We start from the raw sequence: 17,530 nt of genomic DNA, 5'->3' as shown, positions 1-17,530 counted from the left end.
GCGGGCGCGGCGCCCCCGGCCCCCCCGGGGCCCGCCCGCGCGCCCTGGCCTTCGCCCACCGGCTTCGCGCCCCACCGCAAGCGAGTGTGCCCGTGGGCCCCGGCCGGGACCACGGGCACACTCGTCTTGCGGAAGACGGTCAGGAGATGGCGTTGATCGCCGTGCCGAGTTTGGTCTTGAACGAATCCGGGATCGGAATGTAACCGCTTGTGTCCAAACCGGTCTGGCCGTTGTCGGTGGCCGAGGTGAGGAAGGCCTTGACCGCGGTGGCGGTGCTCGCGTCGGAGTACTTCGAGCACACCACCTCGTAGGTGGCCAGCATGATCGGGTAGGCGCCCGGGTCGGTCGGGTTGTAGAAGGAGCTGGTGTCGAGCACCAGATCGTTGCCCTGACCCTTGACCTTGACGCCGGCGACCGCCTTCTGTGCCGAGTCGACGCTCAGATCGACCGGCTTGCCGCCCGCGGCGTCGGTGACGATGCTCGCCATGTGCAGGTTCTGCGCCTTGGCGAACGACCACTCGTTGTAGGTGATCGAGCCGGGAGTACGACCGATCGCCGCCGACGTGCCCTCGTTGCCCTTGGCGCCCTCGCCGACACCACCGGCGAAGCTCTTACCCGCGCCCTTGCCCCAGGCGCCCTTCGACGCCGCGTCGAGGTAGTGCTGGAAGTTGTCGCTGGTGCCCGACTCGTCGCTGCGGAATACGACGTGAACGGGCAGATCCGGGAGTGTGCTCGCGGTGTTGAGCGCCGCGATCGCCGGGTCGTTCCACTTGGTGATCTGACCGTTGAAGATCTTGGCCGCCGTCGGCCCATCGAGGGCGAGGTGGTCGACGCCGGGCACGTTGAAGGTGATCGCGATGGGGCCGTACACGGTCGGCAGGTTCCACGCGGGCGAACCACACCGGGCCTGCGCCTTGTCGTACTCGCCCTTGGCCGCGTCGAGCGGGGAGTCCGAGCCGGCGAAATCGGTCTGGCCGCCGAAGAAGTCGTTGAGACCGGCACCGGATCCACTGGAGGTGTAGTCGAGATTGTGGTCCGGGCAGTTCGTCTGATAGGCCGTGACGAAACGGTCCATCGCGTTCTTCTGGGCAGACGAGCCGCTGGCCTTCAGCGCCTTCTTGCCGCCGCAGTCGACGCTGACCTTGCTGATCGCCGCGCCGCCGGGCGCCGCGGAATTGTCGTCGCTGCCGCACGCGCTCAGCGCGAGGACGCCCGCCGCGGCGACGACGCCGAGGAGCGCGCTGCTCTTCTTCACGTTCACTGATCCTCCGGACCTGCTCGGCCGCAACCGGTTGTCCCCGGTGCGGCATATCTCTGCCGTTCCTGCGGAACGTGCACGCCGGGCGGCAGCCGGGCCACCCTTGCCAGAAACTAGGGCAGCCGGATGCACACCGGCTCAGCGGCGGGCAAACGCTCGGTGAACTCGCACTGACGTGCGGTCACGGCGGTCGAGCCGAAATCCTGGCGCGGCGACATCGAGGTGCACGACGGCACGTGGCTCTCGGCACCGCGAGGTAGTCTCACCCGAAACGATGAGGGGGCGGTGGTGTGAGAGATCCGCAGGCAAACCCGGAGTCGTTTGCGCCACATGGTGCGACGGCCATCGCCGCAGCCATCACAGCGCTGATAGTAGGCCTGCTCGCCGGCATCGCCGGAATCCTGTGGGTTCTCTACACGATCGCCGGAATCGAGGACCAGGCCCGCGAAGCGCCGACCGAGATCAGCCCATCCTCGGACCTGCTCGCCATGGGCATCGTCGCCGCTGTCATCGGACTGGCCTGGATTGTCGGAGGATTCCTGCTGCTGATGTACATGAGGACGGGCCGAGTCCTGTTGATCCTCGCGTCGGGGGCGGCGCTGGTCGGGAGCGTGGTGCAACTTGTCAACAGAGGCTTCGCCTTCTTGTACATGCCGATCGCGGTGAGCCTGCTGATCCTCATCCTGTGCGCGGTTCCGGCAACCGGTCGCTGGATCGTGTCCGAACAACGGGAGCCGAATCCCGATGTGGGACATGACGCGTGATCGGTCGAACGGGCGAAGTCAGCCTGGACGAAGCGACTTCTGTTCGCGCTCGCCGCGCAGCCAGTGGGTCAATGCCTCATAGACTGCCTCGTGATTGAGTAGCGTGAAATGATTCGCGCCGGGTAGGTGCAGACCGTTGTCGTCGTCGAAACCTATCCGGCGGGCGCGATTCCGGCCCGAACCGCTCGTGGTCAGCACCAGACCGTCCCCGATCAAGTGGCCCAGGGGATTTCGCGGGCTGCGAGTTATGGTCGCGGTGACGAAGTAGTGATCGGCGCCCTCGAGGAGTGGGATCTCGCGGATCGCTTTGCGGCGCAACGCATCCGCGTCCACACCGTCCCAGTCCTGATCGACGAGTGAACCATCGCGCAGATCGCGGATGCCCGCACTGCGGCGGCGTAGGAGCCGTCCGAAGGGGCGGGTCTCCGGGACGCGGACCAGTGCTGCGGAGAGGTAATGGACGATTTGCTCGAGCGGTGCTCCCAGATGAGGTGACCCGAGGCAGACCAGCTGGCCCACGTGCCGTACCCAGGAACGTCGCTGCTCGGCGGCGTCGAAACACGCGCTGCGGGCGATGAGCCCGCCCATCGAATGGCCGACCAGCGACAACTGTTCGATCTCGACCGGCCAGTGCTCGGCGAGGCGCTGTAACAGGTCGTTCAGTTGCTGGGCGTTCTCGGAAATGTGCAGACCGCTGTTGTATCGCACCTGAAGGGATGTGCAGCCGAGATCGGCCTCGAGTCGTTCGGCGTAGGTCGGTCTGCCGCCGAGACGCCACGCGTGTTCGGTTTCCGCGAGACCGTGCAGGAAGATCACGACTCGACTGCTCGGGTTCGTGATGTGCTCCACGAGCCGTTCCGGCTCCACCGGGTCGCCGTCGAACCGAAATGCCATGGGCGCGGCCAGAATCGGCCGCTGCTGGGCGAGAGTGTCGCCGATCAACCCCTGCAGGGCCGCGAGCAAGCCGGAGCCGAAAACCGTGCGCGACGGGGTGGGCACCTCGGAGAACGTCGCGGCATGTCCGGCGAGCGTGCCCGCCGCCACCGCGGAACCGCTGACGATCCGGTACACGTTGTCGGCGATGGTGTCGTGTACCACCTGCGCCGGACGTGCGGCCGGGCCGACCCCCAGCCGCACGGCAGCGAAAACGTGATCGGAGACGGCGCGATGTACGGCGGCGATCCCATCGACGGCACCGCCTAGTTCATCGCCGGCCAATCGGGCGAGCGCCTCGATCTCCTCCTGCCGATCGCTCACCCATTCAGTGTATGACTGTCCACTGAAATTGGTCAGCTGCCGTGATTGCTACCGCCCCGCGTGCACGGGCGGACGGCGGTCCGCCCACGGCATGGCGCGCTCGAGATCCCCGGCCAGCGCCAGCAGCGTGGCCTCGTCGCCGTGGCGGCCGGCGAACTGGACTCCGATCGGCAACCCCGCCGCGGATTCGGCCAGCGGCAGCGAGATGGCGGGCATACCGGTGACGTTGAACAGCGCGGTGAAGCTGCCGTAGTCGAAGATGCGGTCGTACCACTCGCGGGCGCTCAGCGAGGCGTCATCGGCGTCGAGGTGACCCAGCGGGATCGGTGGCGCGCTGGTCGTGGGCGTCAGCAGCACGTCGTAGCGGGTGAGGAAGCCCGCGACCGCGCGGGTGGTCTGGTTGAACACCCGGTCGGCGGCGTAGATGTCGAAGGCGGACAGCGTCTTTCCGTATTCGACGCACGCCAGCGTGGTCGCCTCCAGGTGCTCCCGGCTCGCCTGCACGCCCAGCTGCGCCGAGGCACCCAGGACGGCGTCGGCGAGGAAACTGCACCACGCGTCGAGGTTGGCCTTGTCTAAGGCCGCCACATCGAGTTCCGGCGCGGCCTCCTCGACGATGTGCCCCATCTCGGCCAATCGCTCGGCTACGTGCTTTACCGCGGCCACGCATTCCGGGGCGACGGCGCGACCACCGTCCATCGGGGTCGCGGTGACGGCGATTCGCAGTGGGCGCGAACCGGCGGCGGCGTGCTCGGCGTAGCTGCGCACCGGGCCGGGCAGCAGATAGCGATCGCCGGGCTCGGCGCCGTGCACCGCGTCGAGCAGCCGCGCGCTGTCGCGCACGGTGCGGGTGACGGCGAATTCGATGCCGAGCCCCAGCAGCGGGTCGGCGAAGTCCGGGCCGGGTGTGGTCCGCCCTCGGCTCGGCTTGAGGCCGACCACACCGCACGCGGCGGCGGGGATGCGGATCGAACCGCCGCCGTCGTTGGCGTGCGCCATCGGCAGCGCGCCGCCGGCGACCAGCGCCGCCGAGGCGCCGCTGGAACCGCCGGGGCTGCGGTCGGTGGCCCAGGGGTTGCGGCTCGGTCCGCCGTAGGCGAGGGCTTCGGTGGTGGCATTGAACCCGAACTCCGGGCTGCGGGTGATCGCGCCGATCGCCAAGCCCGCGCGGCGGAACCGCGCCACCAGATGGGTGTCCTCCGGGTGGGCGACACCCGCACCGAACAGCCTGCTGCCGCTGCGGCTCGGCACCCCGCCCGCGTGTGCGATGAGGTCCTTGAGCGCGAACGGCACACCGGCGAACGGACCGGACTCGTCGTAGTCGAGCGGTTTGTCGAAGCGCTCGCCCGCCACGGCGGCCAGTTCGGGCTCGACCGCGTCCAGGGCGGTCGCGGCGGCCGTCCAGACCTCGGCCGCGCTGACCTGACCGTCGCGGATCAGCTCCGCCAGGCCGGTGGCGTCGTGTGCGGCGTATTCGGCGACATCCATGCGATTTTCTCCTCGTGCTTCGCGGGCAGGATGGGCGAAGGGTAGGAGCGAACATCACAGCGCGTATCGGCAGAATTGCGGAGGCGCAATCGCGGACAAGTCGCTAGCCGCGCACCTACCATGACCGCATGAGCGAGTCGGCGGTGCGTGCGCGTCTCGCCGCCGCGCTCGAACTCCGGGACGCGGCGGCCGGATCACCCGGGGGCGAACCCCTCAAACAGCAGGCCGGCCGTCTGCTGTTCGCGCTGCGCCGCGTGGTGCCCTACGACCATGCCGCGCTGTCGATCCCGGACCCGGTGACCGGCGAGCACACCACCTACACCAATTTCGGCTACAGCACCCCGACGTTGGACCTGATCAACGACGCCATGCCGGCCATGGAGCTGTACGACGAACTGCGCGAGACCAGACTCCCGGTACTGCTGCACGACGTGGACGGGCGGCGACGGCGCGGCGTCGTCTTCGACGTCATCCGGCGCAACGGCTTTCGCGACGGGCTCAGCCACTGCCTGTACTCCCCGCACGGCCGCTACCTCGGCTTGCTGAACCTGAGTACCTACACCCCGCTCGACGAGCACACCCTGCCGCTGACCACCCTGGTCTCCGACGTGCTCGCCGCCGCGGTCGATCCGCTGCGCCCGACGAACGGCGGCGCCATCGCGATCGGCGCGGGCGAGGAGGCCCTGCTCATCGATCGCGACGGCACCCCACGCCCGTTGACCGCGGGCGCCCGCACGGACCTGGCCGCCGCCCTGATCGGTCGTGACCGGCCTGCGGCGGTGACGGTGATCCACGGCGCGCAAGTGCACGAGGTCCGCCTGGACGCGGTCCGCGGTGGCACCCTCGTCCGGCACCGCCCCGTGCCGCCGCCGGCGGGACTGACGCTGCGGGAACTCGAAGTGCTGGAACTGCTTTCGCACGGTGCGGCCAACACCGAGATCGCCCGCACCCTGCGGATCGGCGCATCGACGGTCGCCACCCACGTGGAGGCGATCCTGCGCCGCACGGGATCGTCCAACCGGACCGCCGCGGCCGTCTACGCGACACGCCTCGGGCTGTGCCGTTCCGCGTGACCATCAACAGGCAATTTGCCCCGGCCTATTCCATGATCCCCACTTCGAACCTGCTCGCTTGCAGGAAGGTGGTAGTCGTGCGAACCTGTTCATCCGTGGGGATCGGACAGCGGATTCGCTGGCAGACACCGGAAGCAGAGCCGGAATCGAACAAGTCTGCGCCGGAGACGGACGCGCCTGTGACATGGCAGGACGTGATCGTCGCCCTGGACCGCCTCGCGCCTGAAATCGCGGCGACCTGCCGCGCGCGGCAGGTCCCGTCCCTCGAGCGATCACTGCTGACCGGACGAGGGTGGCTGCTCGACTTCTATCCCGGTGCGCGCCTGCAGTTGCGGATCGATTGGACCGGCGGCTGGGCATTCATGCACCGCCCCGTCCCTCAACCCGGCGCGTACCGGGCCCTTCCCGGGCATGGAGCGAAGAGGATCTCCAAGAACGATGCTCGTCTCCATTGGGAGAGCAGAGTCGCCAGAGATCCCGCCGCCCGTTCGGATTTCACAGAAGCCGCTCTTCGGGAAAGCTTCCGGAACCAGATCGCGCGCCTGTCGCCGGCGCGAACGCAGTGAGTAGCTCGCCGGCGAGCCATTTCATCGCAGTTCTTCGAAGGTTCGCGCGAACGCCAGTGCCCCGTGCCCATCGGCGACCTGGCGGTCGATCAGATTCTTGACCGGCGCGACCATATCGAGGGCGACGCCGGCATCGCGGCTGGCGCGCACGATCGCGTCCAGCGCCGCCTTCTGGAAGGCCAGATGTTGCCGATCGGTGGTGTAATCCCCGGATTCGATGATCCGTCCGTACTCGGGCAGCGATTGCGACATGGCACTGGCCCATGCGGCGGCCCGATCGGAGAACGCCGCGACCGACTGCCCGGCCGAGGCTACCATGGCCGCACCATGCAGGAATCCGGTGAACATCGTGTACATCCCGGCCAGCAGGGCGAAGTCGTACAGCGAGGCGAGACCGGCGTCCGCGCCGAAATATTCCGCGGTGCCGAGCAATTCGAGAGCTACGCGATGCGCGTCGAATACCGCGCGGGATCCGCTGTAGAGAACCGACGAGCCCGGCCCGCCGATCATCTGCGGGACCGCCATGATGCCGCCGTCGAGATGGTCGATGCCGTGAGCGGCGGCCCAGCGGCCCAGCTCCCGGGCCTCTTCGGGTGCGGTACTGGTGAGATTGATCAGCTGCCGCCCCCGTAGCTGTCCGGCAACCGGGTCCAGCGTGGCATGGACCGAGGCATGGTCGAGCAGCACGGTCACGATGACATCGCTCGCCCGCACCGCGTCGATGATCGAGGATGCGCGGGTGGCGCCCGAGGCGATCAGGTCGGCATCCTTGCCCGCGGTCCGGTTCCACACCGTTGTCGGGTGGCCGCCTCGCACGAACGCCGCGGCCAGTGCGCGGCCCATCGCGCCGAGCCCGAGAACCGTCACTGTCGTCTGTTCCGCCATTGCGGATCAACTCCTTGGAAACTGGGAAACGTTGTGGTCAGCGCGCTGGAATCAACCCTGCGGCAAGGCCGTTCATTCGACAAGTACCTACTATTCGGTCGGATACTTACCAGCAGGTGTGTGAACAGGTAGCGAGGGTGCCGATGGGCGCGAAGAGATCCGGACCATACTTCTGCGGCATCGACGCCGCCATGGACGTGCTCGGCGGCAAGTGGAAACCGCTCATCCTCTGGGAGCTGGAAGCGCACGGCGTCCGCCGATTCGGGGAACTCCGCCGGGGGCTGCCCGGTGTCTCGGAGAAGATGCTCATCCAGCATCTGCGCGAACTCGAGGAAGACGACATCATCGCCCGCAACGTCTTCCCGGAGGTTCCGCCGCGCGTGGAATACGAACTCACCGAACTGGGTTCGGCGCTGAATGCCGCCTTGGCACCGCTCGGAGCGTGGGGGCGCGCCCGTATCGACCGGATCGGCGCATCGCGAGTCCACGGCTGACCCGGACGCTGGGCGGTGACGAACGAGCCGTGGCGTAAGGCGGCCGCCGTGGCGGCGACCGGACCGTGGGTGGCGTCGATCCCGCTACTGCGCGTCGTGCTGTTCGGCGGGGGATAGGGGTCGGGCGTACATGTGGCCGTCGCGGACGCCGAACTCGATGCGGCAAGGGAAGATCGGGACTTCGTCGCCGGCGCGGTGGTGGTGCGTGACGAGCATCGTCATCGCCCAGTCGCGCAGCGGTACAGGCAGTGCGATCGTGGTGCCGTCGCGTAGTCGCAGGTGGGGTTCGCCGCGGCCGAGGGGGTCGGCGATGGTGATGCTGACGACGTCGAGGATCAGGCCGGTGTCGGTCGCGGAGGCGACCACGGGTGGGTCGAGCGCGAGAGCCATATCGGCAACTTAGTCGCGACACCTGTCCGCGATCACGGTGTGCGGCTCGTGTCGGCGCCGGGTTTTTCCTGTTAGGTCTGCTGAATCCACGACATGGAAAGCGCCCAGGAAACTAGTTTCGAAGAAACTAGTAAGACTAGTTGCAAAGACACTAGTCTCTGTGACACTATTCGAGATATGAACGCTTCGCTCGCCACCGAATTGACCCCCGGTGCCGTCCGCTCCGAGGACGGCACCCGTATCGGCTATCTGCGCGTCGGACGCGGACCGGCGCTGGTCCTGCTGCACGGCAGCAACCAGTCCGGGCGCAGCCTGACCGGCCTCGCCCTGGCCCTGGCCGACGAATTCACCGTCTACCTGCCCGACCGTCGTGGCCGCGGCGCCTCGGGGCCGCATCGGCCCGACCACGGAATTCGCACGGAGGTCGCCGATCTCGCCGCCGTCGTGCAGGAATCCGGCGCCGACATGGTCTTCGGCATCAGCTCCAGTGGCCTGATCGTCCTGGAGGCGGCCCGCACTCTGCCGCAGATCCGCAAGATCGCCCTCTATGAGCCCGCCCTGCTACGCGCCGACGAGACCCGCTACACCGACTGGCTGCCCCGCTTCGACCGGGAAATGGCCGCCGGTAAGGTCGGCGCGGCCCTGATCACCTGCATGTACGGCTTCGATCTGGCCCCCGCGGCGATGCGTGTCATGCCCCGCGGCCTGCTCGCCGCCCTCACCGACAAGGCCATGTCCGCCGAGGACAAGAAATCCGGCCCCGGCGACGTGACCATGCGCGCGCTCGCCCCCACTCTGCGCTGGGATTGCGTCATTCTGGGCCAAATGGCAGGCAACCTAACCACTTTCGCGAACATCGACCAGGACGTGCTGTTGATGTCCGGTACGAAGAAGGGCCCGCGCTTCCTCATGCCCGCCCTCGACGACCTCGCCGCCACCCTCCCGCACAACCGGCGCGTGACGCTGCCCGGCCTGGACCACGGCTCACCCGCCGACCCCAGCCAGACCAACGGCGGCGGCAACCCCACCGCCGTCGCCCCCTCTCTCCGCGAGTTCTTCGCCCAACCATGACAACCGGCCCCCACGCCCTCGAAAGCGCAACGGACCGAGAACCTTTCGGCTCGCAGAGCGCTACTTCATTCGGAGATCGGGGGAGTGTGGGATTGCCGGTTCCGTCTCACTTCGGTGGTGAGGGCGCGTCGTTCCGGTTTCGGCCGGTCGGTGCGCTCAGTAGGGCGAACACCGCGTCGAGCTGGTCGCGGGCTCGGTCGATTTCGGCTGCGCGGCCGGCGATGTGGTGCAGCAGTGTGCGCTGAAAGATCCCGTCGATGGTGACGTAGACGGTGGCGGGCGTCAGCGCCGGTTCCGTGCCGGAAAGTTCGCAGTAGCGTGAGACGACCCGCCAGATCATCTCCTCCCGGCGGGCCTCGATGTCGAGGACGTCGGCGCGGAACGAGTCGTCGAACAGGCTCTGGTTGCGCAGGTCGTACCAGAGCCGGTGTATCGCCGCGTCGGCCTGGAGGGTCCCGAAGAAGGTCGCGGCGAACTCGGTACGCAGCTGCTCGGCACTCTCGGCCGCCGCGCAGACCTCGTCGTAGCGGGTGACGCAGACGGCCTCGTATTGGCGTACGGCGTGGGCGATCAGGTCGAGTTTGTCGGTGAAGTAGTAGTGGAGTACGCCGTGCGAGTACTCGGAATTCTGTGCGATCTCGCGCAGGCTCGTGCGCGCGTAACCGAGTTCGGCCAGCGTGTGCAGAGTGGCCCTGGCCAGCTCGTTGCGCCGCGCCTGGAACTTGTCGCGGGCGCGTTCTTCCACGCGGGCTTTGGGGTCGGCGACCTGCGTCACGTTGAGTCCTGTCCGGGTCACGTCATATCTGTCCTGTGAGTGTAGCGGTGCCCGTGCGGCGTCCTTTTGACGAGTGTCCAAGGAAGTCTTGACGTCTGTCAAGAAAAGTCTTGACGAGTGTCAAGATTTCTGTTTACTGTGGCCTGCGACACATCGACTGATGACTGTCTCCCACATCACGCTCGCAAGTTCGCGACGCTTGCGGATCTCGACGAAGAGGTATCGATATGACGAGCTACAACCTGGCCGGACGCACCGCACTGGTGACCGGCGGGGCACAGGGCCTGGGGGCCGGCATGGCTCGAGCGCTCGCGGCGGCGGGCGCCTCGGTGGCGATCGGCGACATCGACGTCGAGGGCGGCCGGCAAGCCGTCGAGGCGCTGCGGAAGGCAGGGGCGAAAGCCGAATTCATCGCGTTCGACGTCACCGACGACGCCGCGTGGGAGGCCGCGACCACCACCACGGTGCAGGCGCTGGGCGGACTGGACATCGTCGTGAACAACGCGGGCGTCGAGGTCACGAACCTGCTGGTCGATCTCGACCCCGTAGCGACATCGAAGATGATGGAGATCAACCTGCTGGGCACCGCCCTCGGTATCAAGCACGCCTTTCGCGCCATGCGCCCCGGCGGTGTGGCGGGCAACGGGGGAGCGGTGGTCAACATCGCGTCGGTGGCGGCGACGATCGCGTTCCCGGGCATCAGCATGTACTCGGCGACAAAATCCGGCATCGACCGCCTCACCAGGGTCGCCGCGGCCGAATCCGGCAAACTCGGCTACGGGGTGCGGGTCAACTGCATCTACCCGGCGCTGACCCCGACCGCCATGGGCAACAAACTCGCCGTCGACTGCGCCGAACTCGGGCTCTTCCCCTCTCCCGAGGCCGCCGCGCAAGCCGTCGCCGAGCTGACGCCGCTCGGCCGCCTCGGCCAGGTCGACGATATGGCCGACGCCGTCGTCTTCCTCGTCTCGGACGCGGCGAAATTCATCACCGGAGCGGGCCTCCCCGTCGACGGAGGCATGGGGATGTAGCCCGGATCTTCGACCGTCGCAACAGCTTTCACCGACACCCCCCACCTTCAGAGGAGTCCAGCCATGCCCACCGACAAGCGCGTCGTCGTCTACGGTGCCTCCGGTTACACCGGTCGCCTTATCTGTGAGTATTTGCGCGAGTACAACATTCCGTTCCTCGCCGCCGGTCGCGACCACGGTCGCGTCAAGGCCGCCGTCGAGGCCGTGCCGGGCATCGACACCGTCGACCACGAGATCGTCGAGGTCGAGCACACCACCGCCGCACTGGCCGAGGCATTCCGAGGCGCGGATGTCGTGCTCAACACCGTCGGTCCCTTCGCTCGCTACGGCCACGAAGCAGTGCAAGCCTGCTTGGAGATCGACGCCCACTACACCGACACCAACGGTGAGCAGAACTGGATGATCGACGCGCAAGACCGGTACAGCGCCGACTTCGCCTCGCGCGGACTGCTTCTCACGCCCGGCTTGGCGCAAATGTACTCGATCGGTGAGATCGCCGCGAACATCTGCCTGGAGAATCCCGGCCTCGACACCCTCGACATCCAGGTGTTCTGGAAGGGCCATCCCACCGTGGCCTCGACCAACACCATCCTCACCAACGCGGCCTTCGCCAAGGCGTACTACCTGGAACAGAACGAGTACGTCGAATGGCCTCCCGAGGAGGGGCTCTACACCGTCAGCGTGCCGGGACAGCACGAACTCGGCCTGGCGCTGCCCTGGGGCGGCACCTCACACCCGGTGTGGTTCAAGAACGATCCACGCGTCGCCAACGCCCGCGCGCTGGGTGGCGTGTTCAATCGTCCACTGATGCAGGGTGTTCCGGTGTTGGTGGCCGCGGCGTTGCAGCAGATGGAAGGTAAGTCGGAGGAGGAGAAGTACCGGATCATCGACGAGCAGTCGGCAGCGATTCGCAGCGAGATGCCGCCGCGGGAGAACCCCCGGATCAACACCTCTTTGGACTCGGTGTACGCCTCCGGTCCGCTCGGGCGCGCACACTGCGTGATCCACGGCAACTGCAACTACAAGCAGACGGCCCTGCTCAACGCGCACGCCGCCGCCGAACTGCTGCAGGGCCCACCGCGGCGCGTCGGATTCGCTTCCAGCTGCCAGGCTTTCGGGCACCGGGAACTGCTCGGGACGCTACGCGCGTTCGGGCTCGTGCTCGATCCCATCGTCAGCGTGCACCGCTGAGGTCCACGATGCGTCTCGCAGATTATCTCGACAAAGGTGCGTCGCTCGGTCGTGGGGAACCCTGCCTCACGACCGGCGGCGTGACCGCCAGCTACGGCGAGGTCCAGGATCGATCCGTCCGCATCGCGGGTGCGCTGCAGCACACCGGGATCGAGGCGGGCGACCGGGTGGCGGTGCTGTCGGCCAACGACCCCCTCGCACTCACCTGCGTATTCGGCATATCGCGGGCGGGCGCGGTGTGGTGCCCGGTCAATCCCCGCAACGAGGCCGACGAGAACCGCCAGCTGTTCGACCTGTTCGGATGCCGGCTGCTGTTCTTCCAGGAGAAGTTCGCCGGGCTCGTCGACCGGATCCGCGGCCACCTGCCCCGCCTGGAATGGCTCGTCTGTCTCGACGGCGAATTCGAGTGGGCGATGCGCTACGACGACTGGCTCGCCGAGCATCTCGCGCAACCCGACGAGACGCGCCGGCCGGAGGGCGGCCTGTGCATGCTGGCCGGCACCGGTGGCACCACGGGGCGGCCGAAGGGTGTGCGGCTCACCGAGGACAACATGATGACCTCGACGGCGCTGACGTTGATGAGCTACCCGTTCGGCGACCGGCCGCGCTACCTCGCGCTCGCGCCGTTGACGCATTCCGCCGGCGTGCTGACCTTTCCGATCCTGAGCCTCGGCGGCGAAGTCGTGATCATGCCGGCGCCCGACATCGGCGAATTCCTCGCGTCGATCGAGCGGCATCGCATTACCCACGCCTTCCTCCCGCCGACCGTTGTCTACGGCGTCCTCGACCATCCCGACCTCGACAGCCGCGACCTCGGATCACTGCGCTGCCTGTGGTACGGCGCGGCTCCCATGTCGCCGACCCGGCTCGAAGAGGCCCTGCATCGGATCGGACCCGTTCTCGGTCAGCTGTTCGGGCAGACCGAGGCCCCGAACATGATCGCCACGCTGGCACCGGCCGACCACTTCCGCCCGGACGGATCGGTGGCGACCGAGCGTCTCACGTCGGCGGGCCGGCCGACGCCGTTGACCACCGTCGCCATCATGGACGCGGTGGGCACACTGCTTCCGCGCGGAGAGCGCGGCGAGATCGTCGTCCGCGGACCGCTGGTGATGGACGGCTATCACGAAAACCCCACGGCGACAGCGGAGGGCAGCGCCTTCGGATGGCATCACACGGGTGATATCGGTTATCTGGACGACGACGGCTTCCTGTTCGTGGTCGACCGTGCGAAGGACATGATCATCACCGGCGGGTTCAACGTCTATTCGGCGGAAGTGGAGCAGGCCCTGTCGGCACATCCCGCGGTCAAGGATTCGGCGGTGGTCGGCCTCCCCGATGCCAAGTGGGGCGAACGCGTCACCGCCGCAATCGAACTCCGCGCCGGCCACGACACCGCAGGCGACGACATCATCGCCTTCGTCAAGCAACGGATCGGAAGTGTGAAGGCGCCCAAGGACATCGAGATCTGGAATGAGCTGCCTCGCTCGAAGGTGGGCAAGATCCTCAAGAACGAGGTCCGCGCGAAGATGCTGGAGATGCGGACACCGTGAGCCCATTCGACACGGCCGACGTACTGGGGGTGTGAGGTACGCATCGCGGGCCCGACATGTGCAATGGCTCAACGGCCGTGGCCCGAACCCGAGCTCGCAGGCAGTGACCTTCGACCATGTGGTGACTACGGCACGTCGTGGTGTTCGTCGACGGATAGTGGGCGAGCATACATGTGGCCATCGCGGACGCCGAACTCGATGCGGCAGGGGAAAACCGGGACTTCGGCGTCGGCGCGGTGATGGTGGGTGACGAGCATCGTCATCGCCCAGTCGCGGAGTGATACGGGCAGGATGATCGTGGTCCCGTCGCGTAGTCGCAGCTGGGGCTCGCCGCGGCCGAGGGGGTCGGCGATGGTGATGCCGACGAGTCGAGGATCAGGCCGGTGTCGGTCGCGGAGGCGACCACGGGTGGGTCGAGCGCGAGAACCATATCGGCAACTTAGCCGCAACATCTGTCGCGAATACTGTGCGGCTCGTGTCGCGTCGGGGTTTTCCCGGCAGGTCTACCGTGGACGGGTATGGCGAGCAGGGAGATCACAGTATCGGTGGCGCTGGACGACACCGACTGGGACGCGTTGTGCGAGGCCGCCGATCAGGCGGGCATGAGCGTGCCCGACTATCTCGATTGGGCGGTGCGGCTGGTCACGCTGCACGCCCGCTCGCGCCGCGATCTGCGTCCCGATCCCGCCGGTCCGCCGCCGCGGCGCAGCCGCACGGATTCCGGTGAGGATTCCGGGAGCACGGCGTGGACGGACACCTTCGCCGAGCGCCTGCATCAGCGGGCAGAACAATTCCGCAACGACTGACCTCGCGCGGCGAGCCTGCGCCGCGAAAATGCGCACGTCGGTGACGGCCGCGTGATGTCGCCGCAGGGTGATCCGTGGTGTCGATGGCGACCACGCCCCGGGTCGTCGAGAAGGTCTCTCAGCTGCTGCGCCATCGCCATGTACTCGCGTCGAACTCCTTCCGCTCGCCGCTCGGCTACCCCGCGGCCTCGTTTACATCTCACGTACGCACCGGTGGCGGTTCAGGCAGGACTATCGGCCGACGCCCGGCTGGGCTCTCGTATGTGTGGCTACGCGCGACATCACCGATACCGCGATCGACCGGACAGAGCGGTTCGCCCCTGGTTTCCGCGGTGTCGTCGGTTGCAGAAATGGCGGTAGTCGTGCGAGCGTTTTCATCCGTGGGGATCGGACAGCGGCTTCCCTGGCAGACACCGAAAACAGAGCCGCAATCGAACAAGTCTGCGTCGGAGACCGATGTGCCTGTGGCATGGCACGACGTGATCATTGCTCTCGACCGCCTCGCGCCTGAAATTGCGGCAACCTGCCGCGCGCGGCAGGTCCCGTCCCGCGAGCGATCACTGCTGACCGGACGAGGGTGGCTGCTCGACTTCTATCCCGGTGCGCGCCTGCAGTTGCGGATCGATTGGACCGGCGGCTGGGCATTCATGCACCGCCCCGTCCCTCAACCCGGCGCGTACCGGGCCCTTCCCGGGCATGGAGCGAAGAAGATCTCCAAGAACGATGCTCGTCTCCATTGGGAGACCCGAGTAGCCAGAGATCCCGCAGTCCGCTCGGAGTTCACGGAGACTGCCCTTCGGGGAAGCTTCCGGAATCAGCTCGCACGCCTGTCGTCGGCCAGAACGTACTGAGTACGCAATATCTCATCGGCCCGTTCCACCTCCGCAATTCGCTTCTTCGACGGCGGGGCAGATGCCTGCCGACTGTCGGTCGCCGGGCGCGGGGCACTCGTCGACCACGTTGATCGCCGCTGGAGGCGTGGTTCGGTCGTGTCGCGCCATCAGGGGGTGTGTGGACCCGGTCCGCGCCGAGTTGCGTTGCGCTGCCCGGTAATCCATGTACGGGCTGTGGCGCCGCCTCGGCTGACATGTCGATGCCGGACACCGGACGGTCGATGACGAGGCGGCGCCGACCCGGGTACTACCCGTGGACGCTCAGCGACCCGCGCTCATTCCGGGGTAGAACGGGTCGACCTGCATGCAGGGCACGGGTTCGGCTTCGGCGGGGGTGAGGGCGTTTTTCACGTAGCGCCAGGCGCGTTCGCTGTAGGCGATGGCGAGGTGCTCGGACAGATCCTGCGGGCAGCCGTCCTGCAGAAGGATATTCGTGACATTCGGTCCGTCGAGGAAGCCGTTGGTGTAGGGGGTGGCGATCTCATCGTATTTGGAGACGATCGTCGTGTAGTGCGGGCCCGGCCGGGTATCGCCGTTGCCGTATACCTGCTGGACCAGATCCGAATACTGGGTCTGCTGTGCGAAGGCGGGCAGGAGGGCGGCGAAGATCTGGTACGCCATCTCGCCGAACGGCGGGATGAAATAGCGGACGTAGGTGAGCATGTCGCCGGTCGAACCGTGATTGCCGGGTGCGAGGCCGATCATCTTGTCGACCTTGGTGTCTCCGCCGAGGAAGTCGATGTAGTAGTGCGGGAGCAGTCCGCCGCCCTGTGACCATCCGACCAGGTCGACCTTGTGTGCTCCGGTCTGGTCCAGGATGCGGTCGACCTGGCGTGCGACCTCCTCGGCCGAACTACGGATGTCGGCCAGTCCCTGCACCGGCGAGGATGGGAGCGGCGTGATGTTGCCGTAATTGAAGGTGTAGACGCAGTAGCCGTTATCGGCGAGATACGGCGCGCCGGCGTTGTATGCCCACTGGGTGGTGGCGGTGGCGTTGAGCAGGACCACGGGGTTCGGGTGCTGCGGGGTGAGTCGGCAGTTCGGGTCGTTGGCACCTGCCGGATGCCAGTGCGCGTCGAGTGTCTGATCGAGCATTGTCGGGATGGCGGCCCGGAAATCCCACTGCACCGGATAGGAGGGTTCCGCCCCCGCATTCGGTGCCATCGCCGCCGCTGCCAGTAGCGCCACCACCGTTGTCCATAACCCTCTGACGAGCGTCCGCATCCCTCTGATCCTCCGAAAAGTCTTGTCCACGTGCTGAAGCCGCATCTGGCAACGTGCGGAGCCAGAATGTTACGTGCGGGGCGCACGCGCCGTGGTGGCTTTCGATGGAAAGGCTGAATGAGCCCGGTCAGGGCATCGGGGTGGTGACGATGGGGGCGATCACGCGCCGGGCGAGGTCGCGGGCCACGTCATCGTCGTCGAGGTCGTGGCCGGCGGGCGGCAGCAGGAGATACCCCATCGTGAGCCGGATGATCGCGTCGGCCCGCAGGTCGGGATCGCCGGGCGGCAGGGTGCCCTCGGCCTGGCCGGCGTGGATGCGGGCGACGATGAAACGGTGCCCGATCTCCATCGGGGACGGATCGCCGGCGGTGAGCATGGTGAGCAGTTCGGCGCTGTGCGGCGTGCCGGTGTCGTTCGCGACAAGTTGCCGGCGCAGGCGCAGACAGGCGACGAAAGCTTCGGCGATCCGCTCGGTGGGATCGGTGACGGTGAGGAATGTCGAGGTGATCTGCGCGAGGAAGCCGTGCAGCGTGTGCGCGACGGCCTCCTCGAAAAGCGCGTCGCGCCCGCCGAATCGCCGGAACAGGGTGGCGCGGCTCATTCCGGAGCGGGCCGCGACATCGTCCATCGTCGCCGCCTGAGTGCCGCGTTCGGCGAGTGCTCGCAGTGCCGCCTCGTACACCCGCGCGACCTCGGGGCCGACGGGGGCATGGCTGACAGCCTTTCCGATCGCGCGGCCGAACAGGCTTGTCAGCGGAACGGAGGAGCGAGGCATTCGCCCATTGTCCCACCTGAGACTTTCGTGCTACCA

The 17,530-nt window shown here is 67.4% G+C and carries 18 protein-coding genes; 10 read left to right on the top strand and 8 right to left on the bottom strand.

All coding sequences use genetic code 11. The features are described from left to right. Positions 1–139 precede the first annotated feature (139 nt). Positions 140–1,261, bottom strand: a complete 1,122-nt coding sequence (pstS, locus tag A5789_RS26670; protein WP_030518087.1) for a phosphate ABC transporter substrate-binding protein PstS — start codon at positions 1,259–1,261, stop codon at positions 140–142. 287 nt (positions 1,262–1,548) lie between these two features. Between pstS and A5789_RS26665 the strand changes: the two genes are divergently transcribed. Next, a complete protein-coding gene (locus A5789_RS26665; protein WP_064902875.1) occupies positions 1,549–2,022 on the top strand; it encodes a hypothetical protein in 474 nt (157 codons plus the stop codon). 18 nt (positions 2,023–2,040) lie between these two features. Here A5789_RS26665 and A5789_RS26660 read toward each other — a convergent pair whose 3' ends face one another. Further along, positions 2,041–3,279 (bottom strand): triacylglycerol lipase, encoded by a 1,239-nt coding sequence (locus tag A5789_RS26660; RefSeq protein WP_064902874.1) that lies wholly within the window; start codon positions 3,277–3,279, stop codon positions 2,041–2,043. A 48-nt stretch (positions 3,280–3,327) separates the two neighbouring features. Further along, complete coding sequence (locus tag A5789_RS26655; protein ID WP_064902873.1) at positions 3,328–4,767, bottom strand: amidase; 1,440 nt, start codon at positions 4,765–4,767, stop codon at positions 3,328–3,330. A 128-nt stretch (positions 4,768–4,895) separates the two neighbouring features. On the opposite strand from A5789_RS26655, the gene A5789_RS26650 reads away from it, so the two are divergent. Both A5789_RS26650 and A5789_RS26645 read left to right on the top strand, forming a co-directional pair. Beyond that, the gene (locus tag A5789_RS26650; RefSeq protein WP_064902872.1) at positions 4,896–5,840 is read left to right on the top strand and encodes a LuxR C-terminal-related transcriptional regulator; all 945 of its coding nucleotides are present in this window, start codon (positions 4,896–4,898) and stop codon (positions 5,838–5,840) included. Then, positions 5,837–6,406: a hypothetical protein gene (locus tag A5789_RS26645; RefSeq protein ID WP_155525808.1), complete on the top strand. Its 570-nt coding sequence runs from the start codon at positions 5,837–5,839 to the stop codon at positions 6,404–6,406. Before A5789_RS26650 ends, A5789_RS26645 begins: the two co-directional genes overlap by 4 nt. A gap of 21 nt (positions 6,407–6,427) precedes the next feature. Here the strand turns inward: A5789_RS26645 and A5789_RS26640 are convergent, their stop codons facing one another. Beyond that, complete coding sequence (locus tag A5789_RS26640; protein WP_064902870.1) at positions 6,428–7,291, bottom strand: NAD(P)-dependent oxidoreductase; 864 nt, start codon at positions 7,289–7,291, stop codon at positions 6,428–6,430. A 143-nt stretch (positions 7,292–7,434) separates the two neighbouring features. Between A5789_RS26640 and A5789_RS26635 the strand changes: the two genes are divergently transcribed. Next, positions 7,435–7,785: a helix-turn-helix domain-containing protein gene (locus A5789_RS26635; protein ID WP_064902869.1), complete on the top strand. Its 351-nt coding sequence runs from the start codon at positions 7,435–7,437 to the stop codon at positions 7,783–7,785. Between the two features lie 84 nt (positions 7,786–7,869). Here the strand turns inward: A5789_RS26635 and A5789_RS26630 are convergent, their stop codons facing one another. Beyond that, positions 7,870–8,175 (bottom strand): hypothetical protein, encoded by a 306-nt coding sequence (locus tag A5789_RS26630; RefSeq protein ID WP_064902868.1) that lies wholly within the window; start codon positions 8,173–8,175, stop codon positions 7,870–7,872. Between the two features lie 177 nt (positions 8,176–8,352). Between A5789_RS26630 and A5789_RS26625 the strand changes: the two genes are divergently transcribed. Then, positions 8,353–9,246 (top strand): alpha/beta fold hydrolase, encoded by an 894-nt coding sequence (locus A5789_RS26625; protein ID WP_064902867.1) that lies wholly within the window; start codon positions 8,353–8,355, stop codon positions 9,244–9,246. 106 nt (positions 9,247–9,352) lie between these two features. On the opposite strand, the gene A5789_RS26620 is transcribed toward A5789_RS26625, so the two are convergent. Continuing rightward, positions 9,353–10,021, bottom strand: a complete 669-nt coding sequence (locus A5789_RS26620) for a TetR/AcrR family transcriptional regulator (protein ID WP_063013575.1) — start codon at positions 10,019–10,021, stop codon at positions 9,353–9,355. Positions 10,022–10,248: 227 nt separating this feature from the next. Here A5789_RS26620 and A5789_RS26615 point away from each other — a divergent pair, with 227 nt between their 5' ends. The 5 genes from A5789_RS26615 to A5789_RS36955 all read left to right on the top strand — a co-directional run bounded on the left by A5789_RS26615 (position 10,249) and on the right by A5789_RS36955 (position 15,453). Continuing rightward, positions 10,249–11,052 carry an SDR family NAD(P)-dependent oxidoreductase gene (locus A5789_RS26615; RefSeq protein WP_030518069.1) on the top strand — a complete coding sequence of 268 codons (804 nt, stop codon included), beginning with the start codon at positions 10,249–10,251 and terminating at the stop codon, positions 11,050–11,052. Positions 11,053–11,115: 63 nt separating this feature from the next. Beyond that, a complete protein-coding gene (locus A5789_RS26610) occupies positions 11,116–12,243 on the top strand; it encodes a DUF5938 domain-containing protein (RefSeq protein ID WP_064902866.1) in 1,128 nt (375 codons plus the stop codon). An 8-nt stretch (positions 12,244–12,251) separates the two neighbouring features. Beyond that, positions 12,252–13,796 (top strand): AMP-binding protein, encoded by a 1,545-nt coding sequence (locus tag A5789_RS26605; RefSeq protein ID WP_064902865.1) that lies wholly within the window; start codon positions 12,252–12,254, stop codon positions 13,794–13,796. Between the two features lie 518 nt (positions 13,797–14,314). Next, positions 14,315–14,602, top strand: a complete 288-nt coding sequence (locus tag A5789_RS26600; RefSeq protein WP_064902864.1) for a hypothetical protein — start codon at positions 14,315–14,317, stop codon at positions 14,600–14,602. 77 nt (positions 14,603–14,679) lie between these two features. After that, entirely contained in the window at positions 14,680–15,453 is a 774-nt protein-coding gene (locus tag A5789_RS36955) for a hypothetical protein (RefSeq protein WP_155525809.1), read from the top strand. A 303-nt stretch (positions 15,454–15,756) separates the two neighbouring features. Here A5789_RS36955 and A5789_RS26595 read toward each other — a convergent pair whose 3' ends face one another. Further along, a complete protein-coding gene (locus tag A5789_RS26595) occupies positions 15,757–16,719 on the bottom strand; it encodes a triacylglycerol lipase (protein WP_064902863.1) in 963 nt (320 codons plus the stop codon). A 127-nt stretch (positions 16,720–16,846) separates the two neighbouring features. Beyond that, positions 16,847–17,494, bottom strand: coding sequence for a TetR/AcrR family transcriptional regulator (locus A5789_RS26590; RefSeq protein WP_064902862.1), 648 nt, complete (start codon positions 17,492–17,494; stop codon positions 16,847–16,849). Positions 17,495–17,530: the final 36 nt, after the last annotated feature.

Origin of the sequence: Nocardia sp. 852002-51101_SCH5132738, from assembly GCF_001665695.1 — a bacterium.
GTDB lineage: Bacteria > Actinomycetota > Actinomycetes > Mycobacteriales > Mycobacteriaceae > Nocardia > Nocardia nova.
The sequence above is the reverse complement of the archived record's forward strand: the minus strand, read 5'-3'. Positions and strand labels throughout refer to the sequence as shown.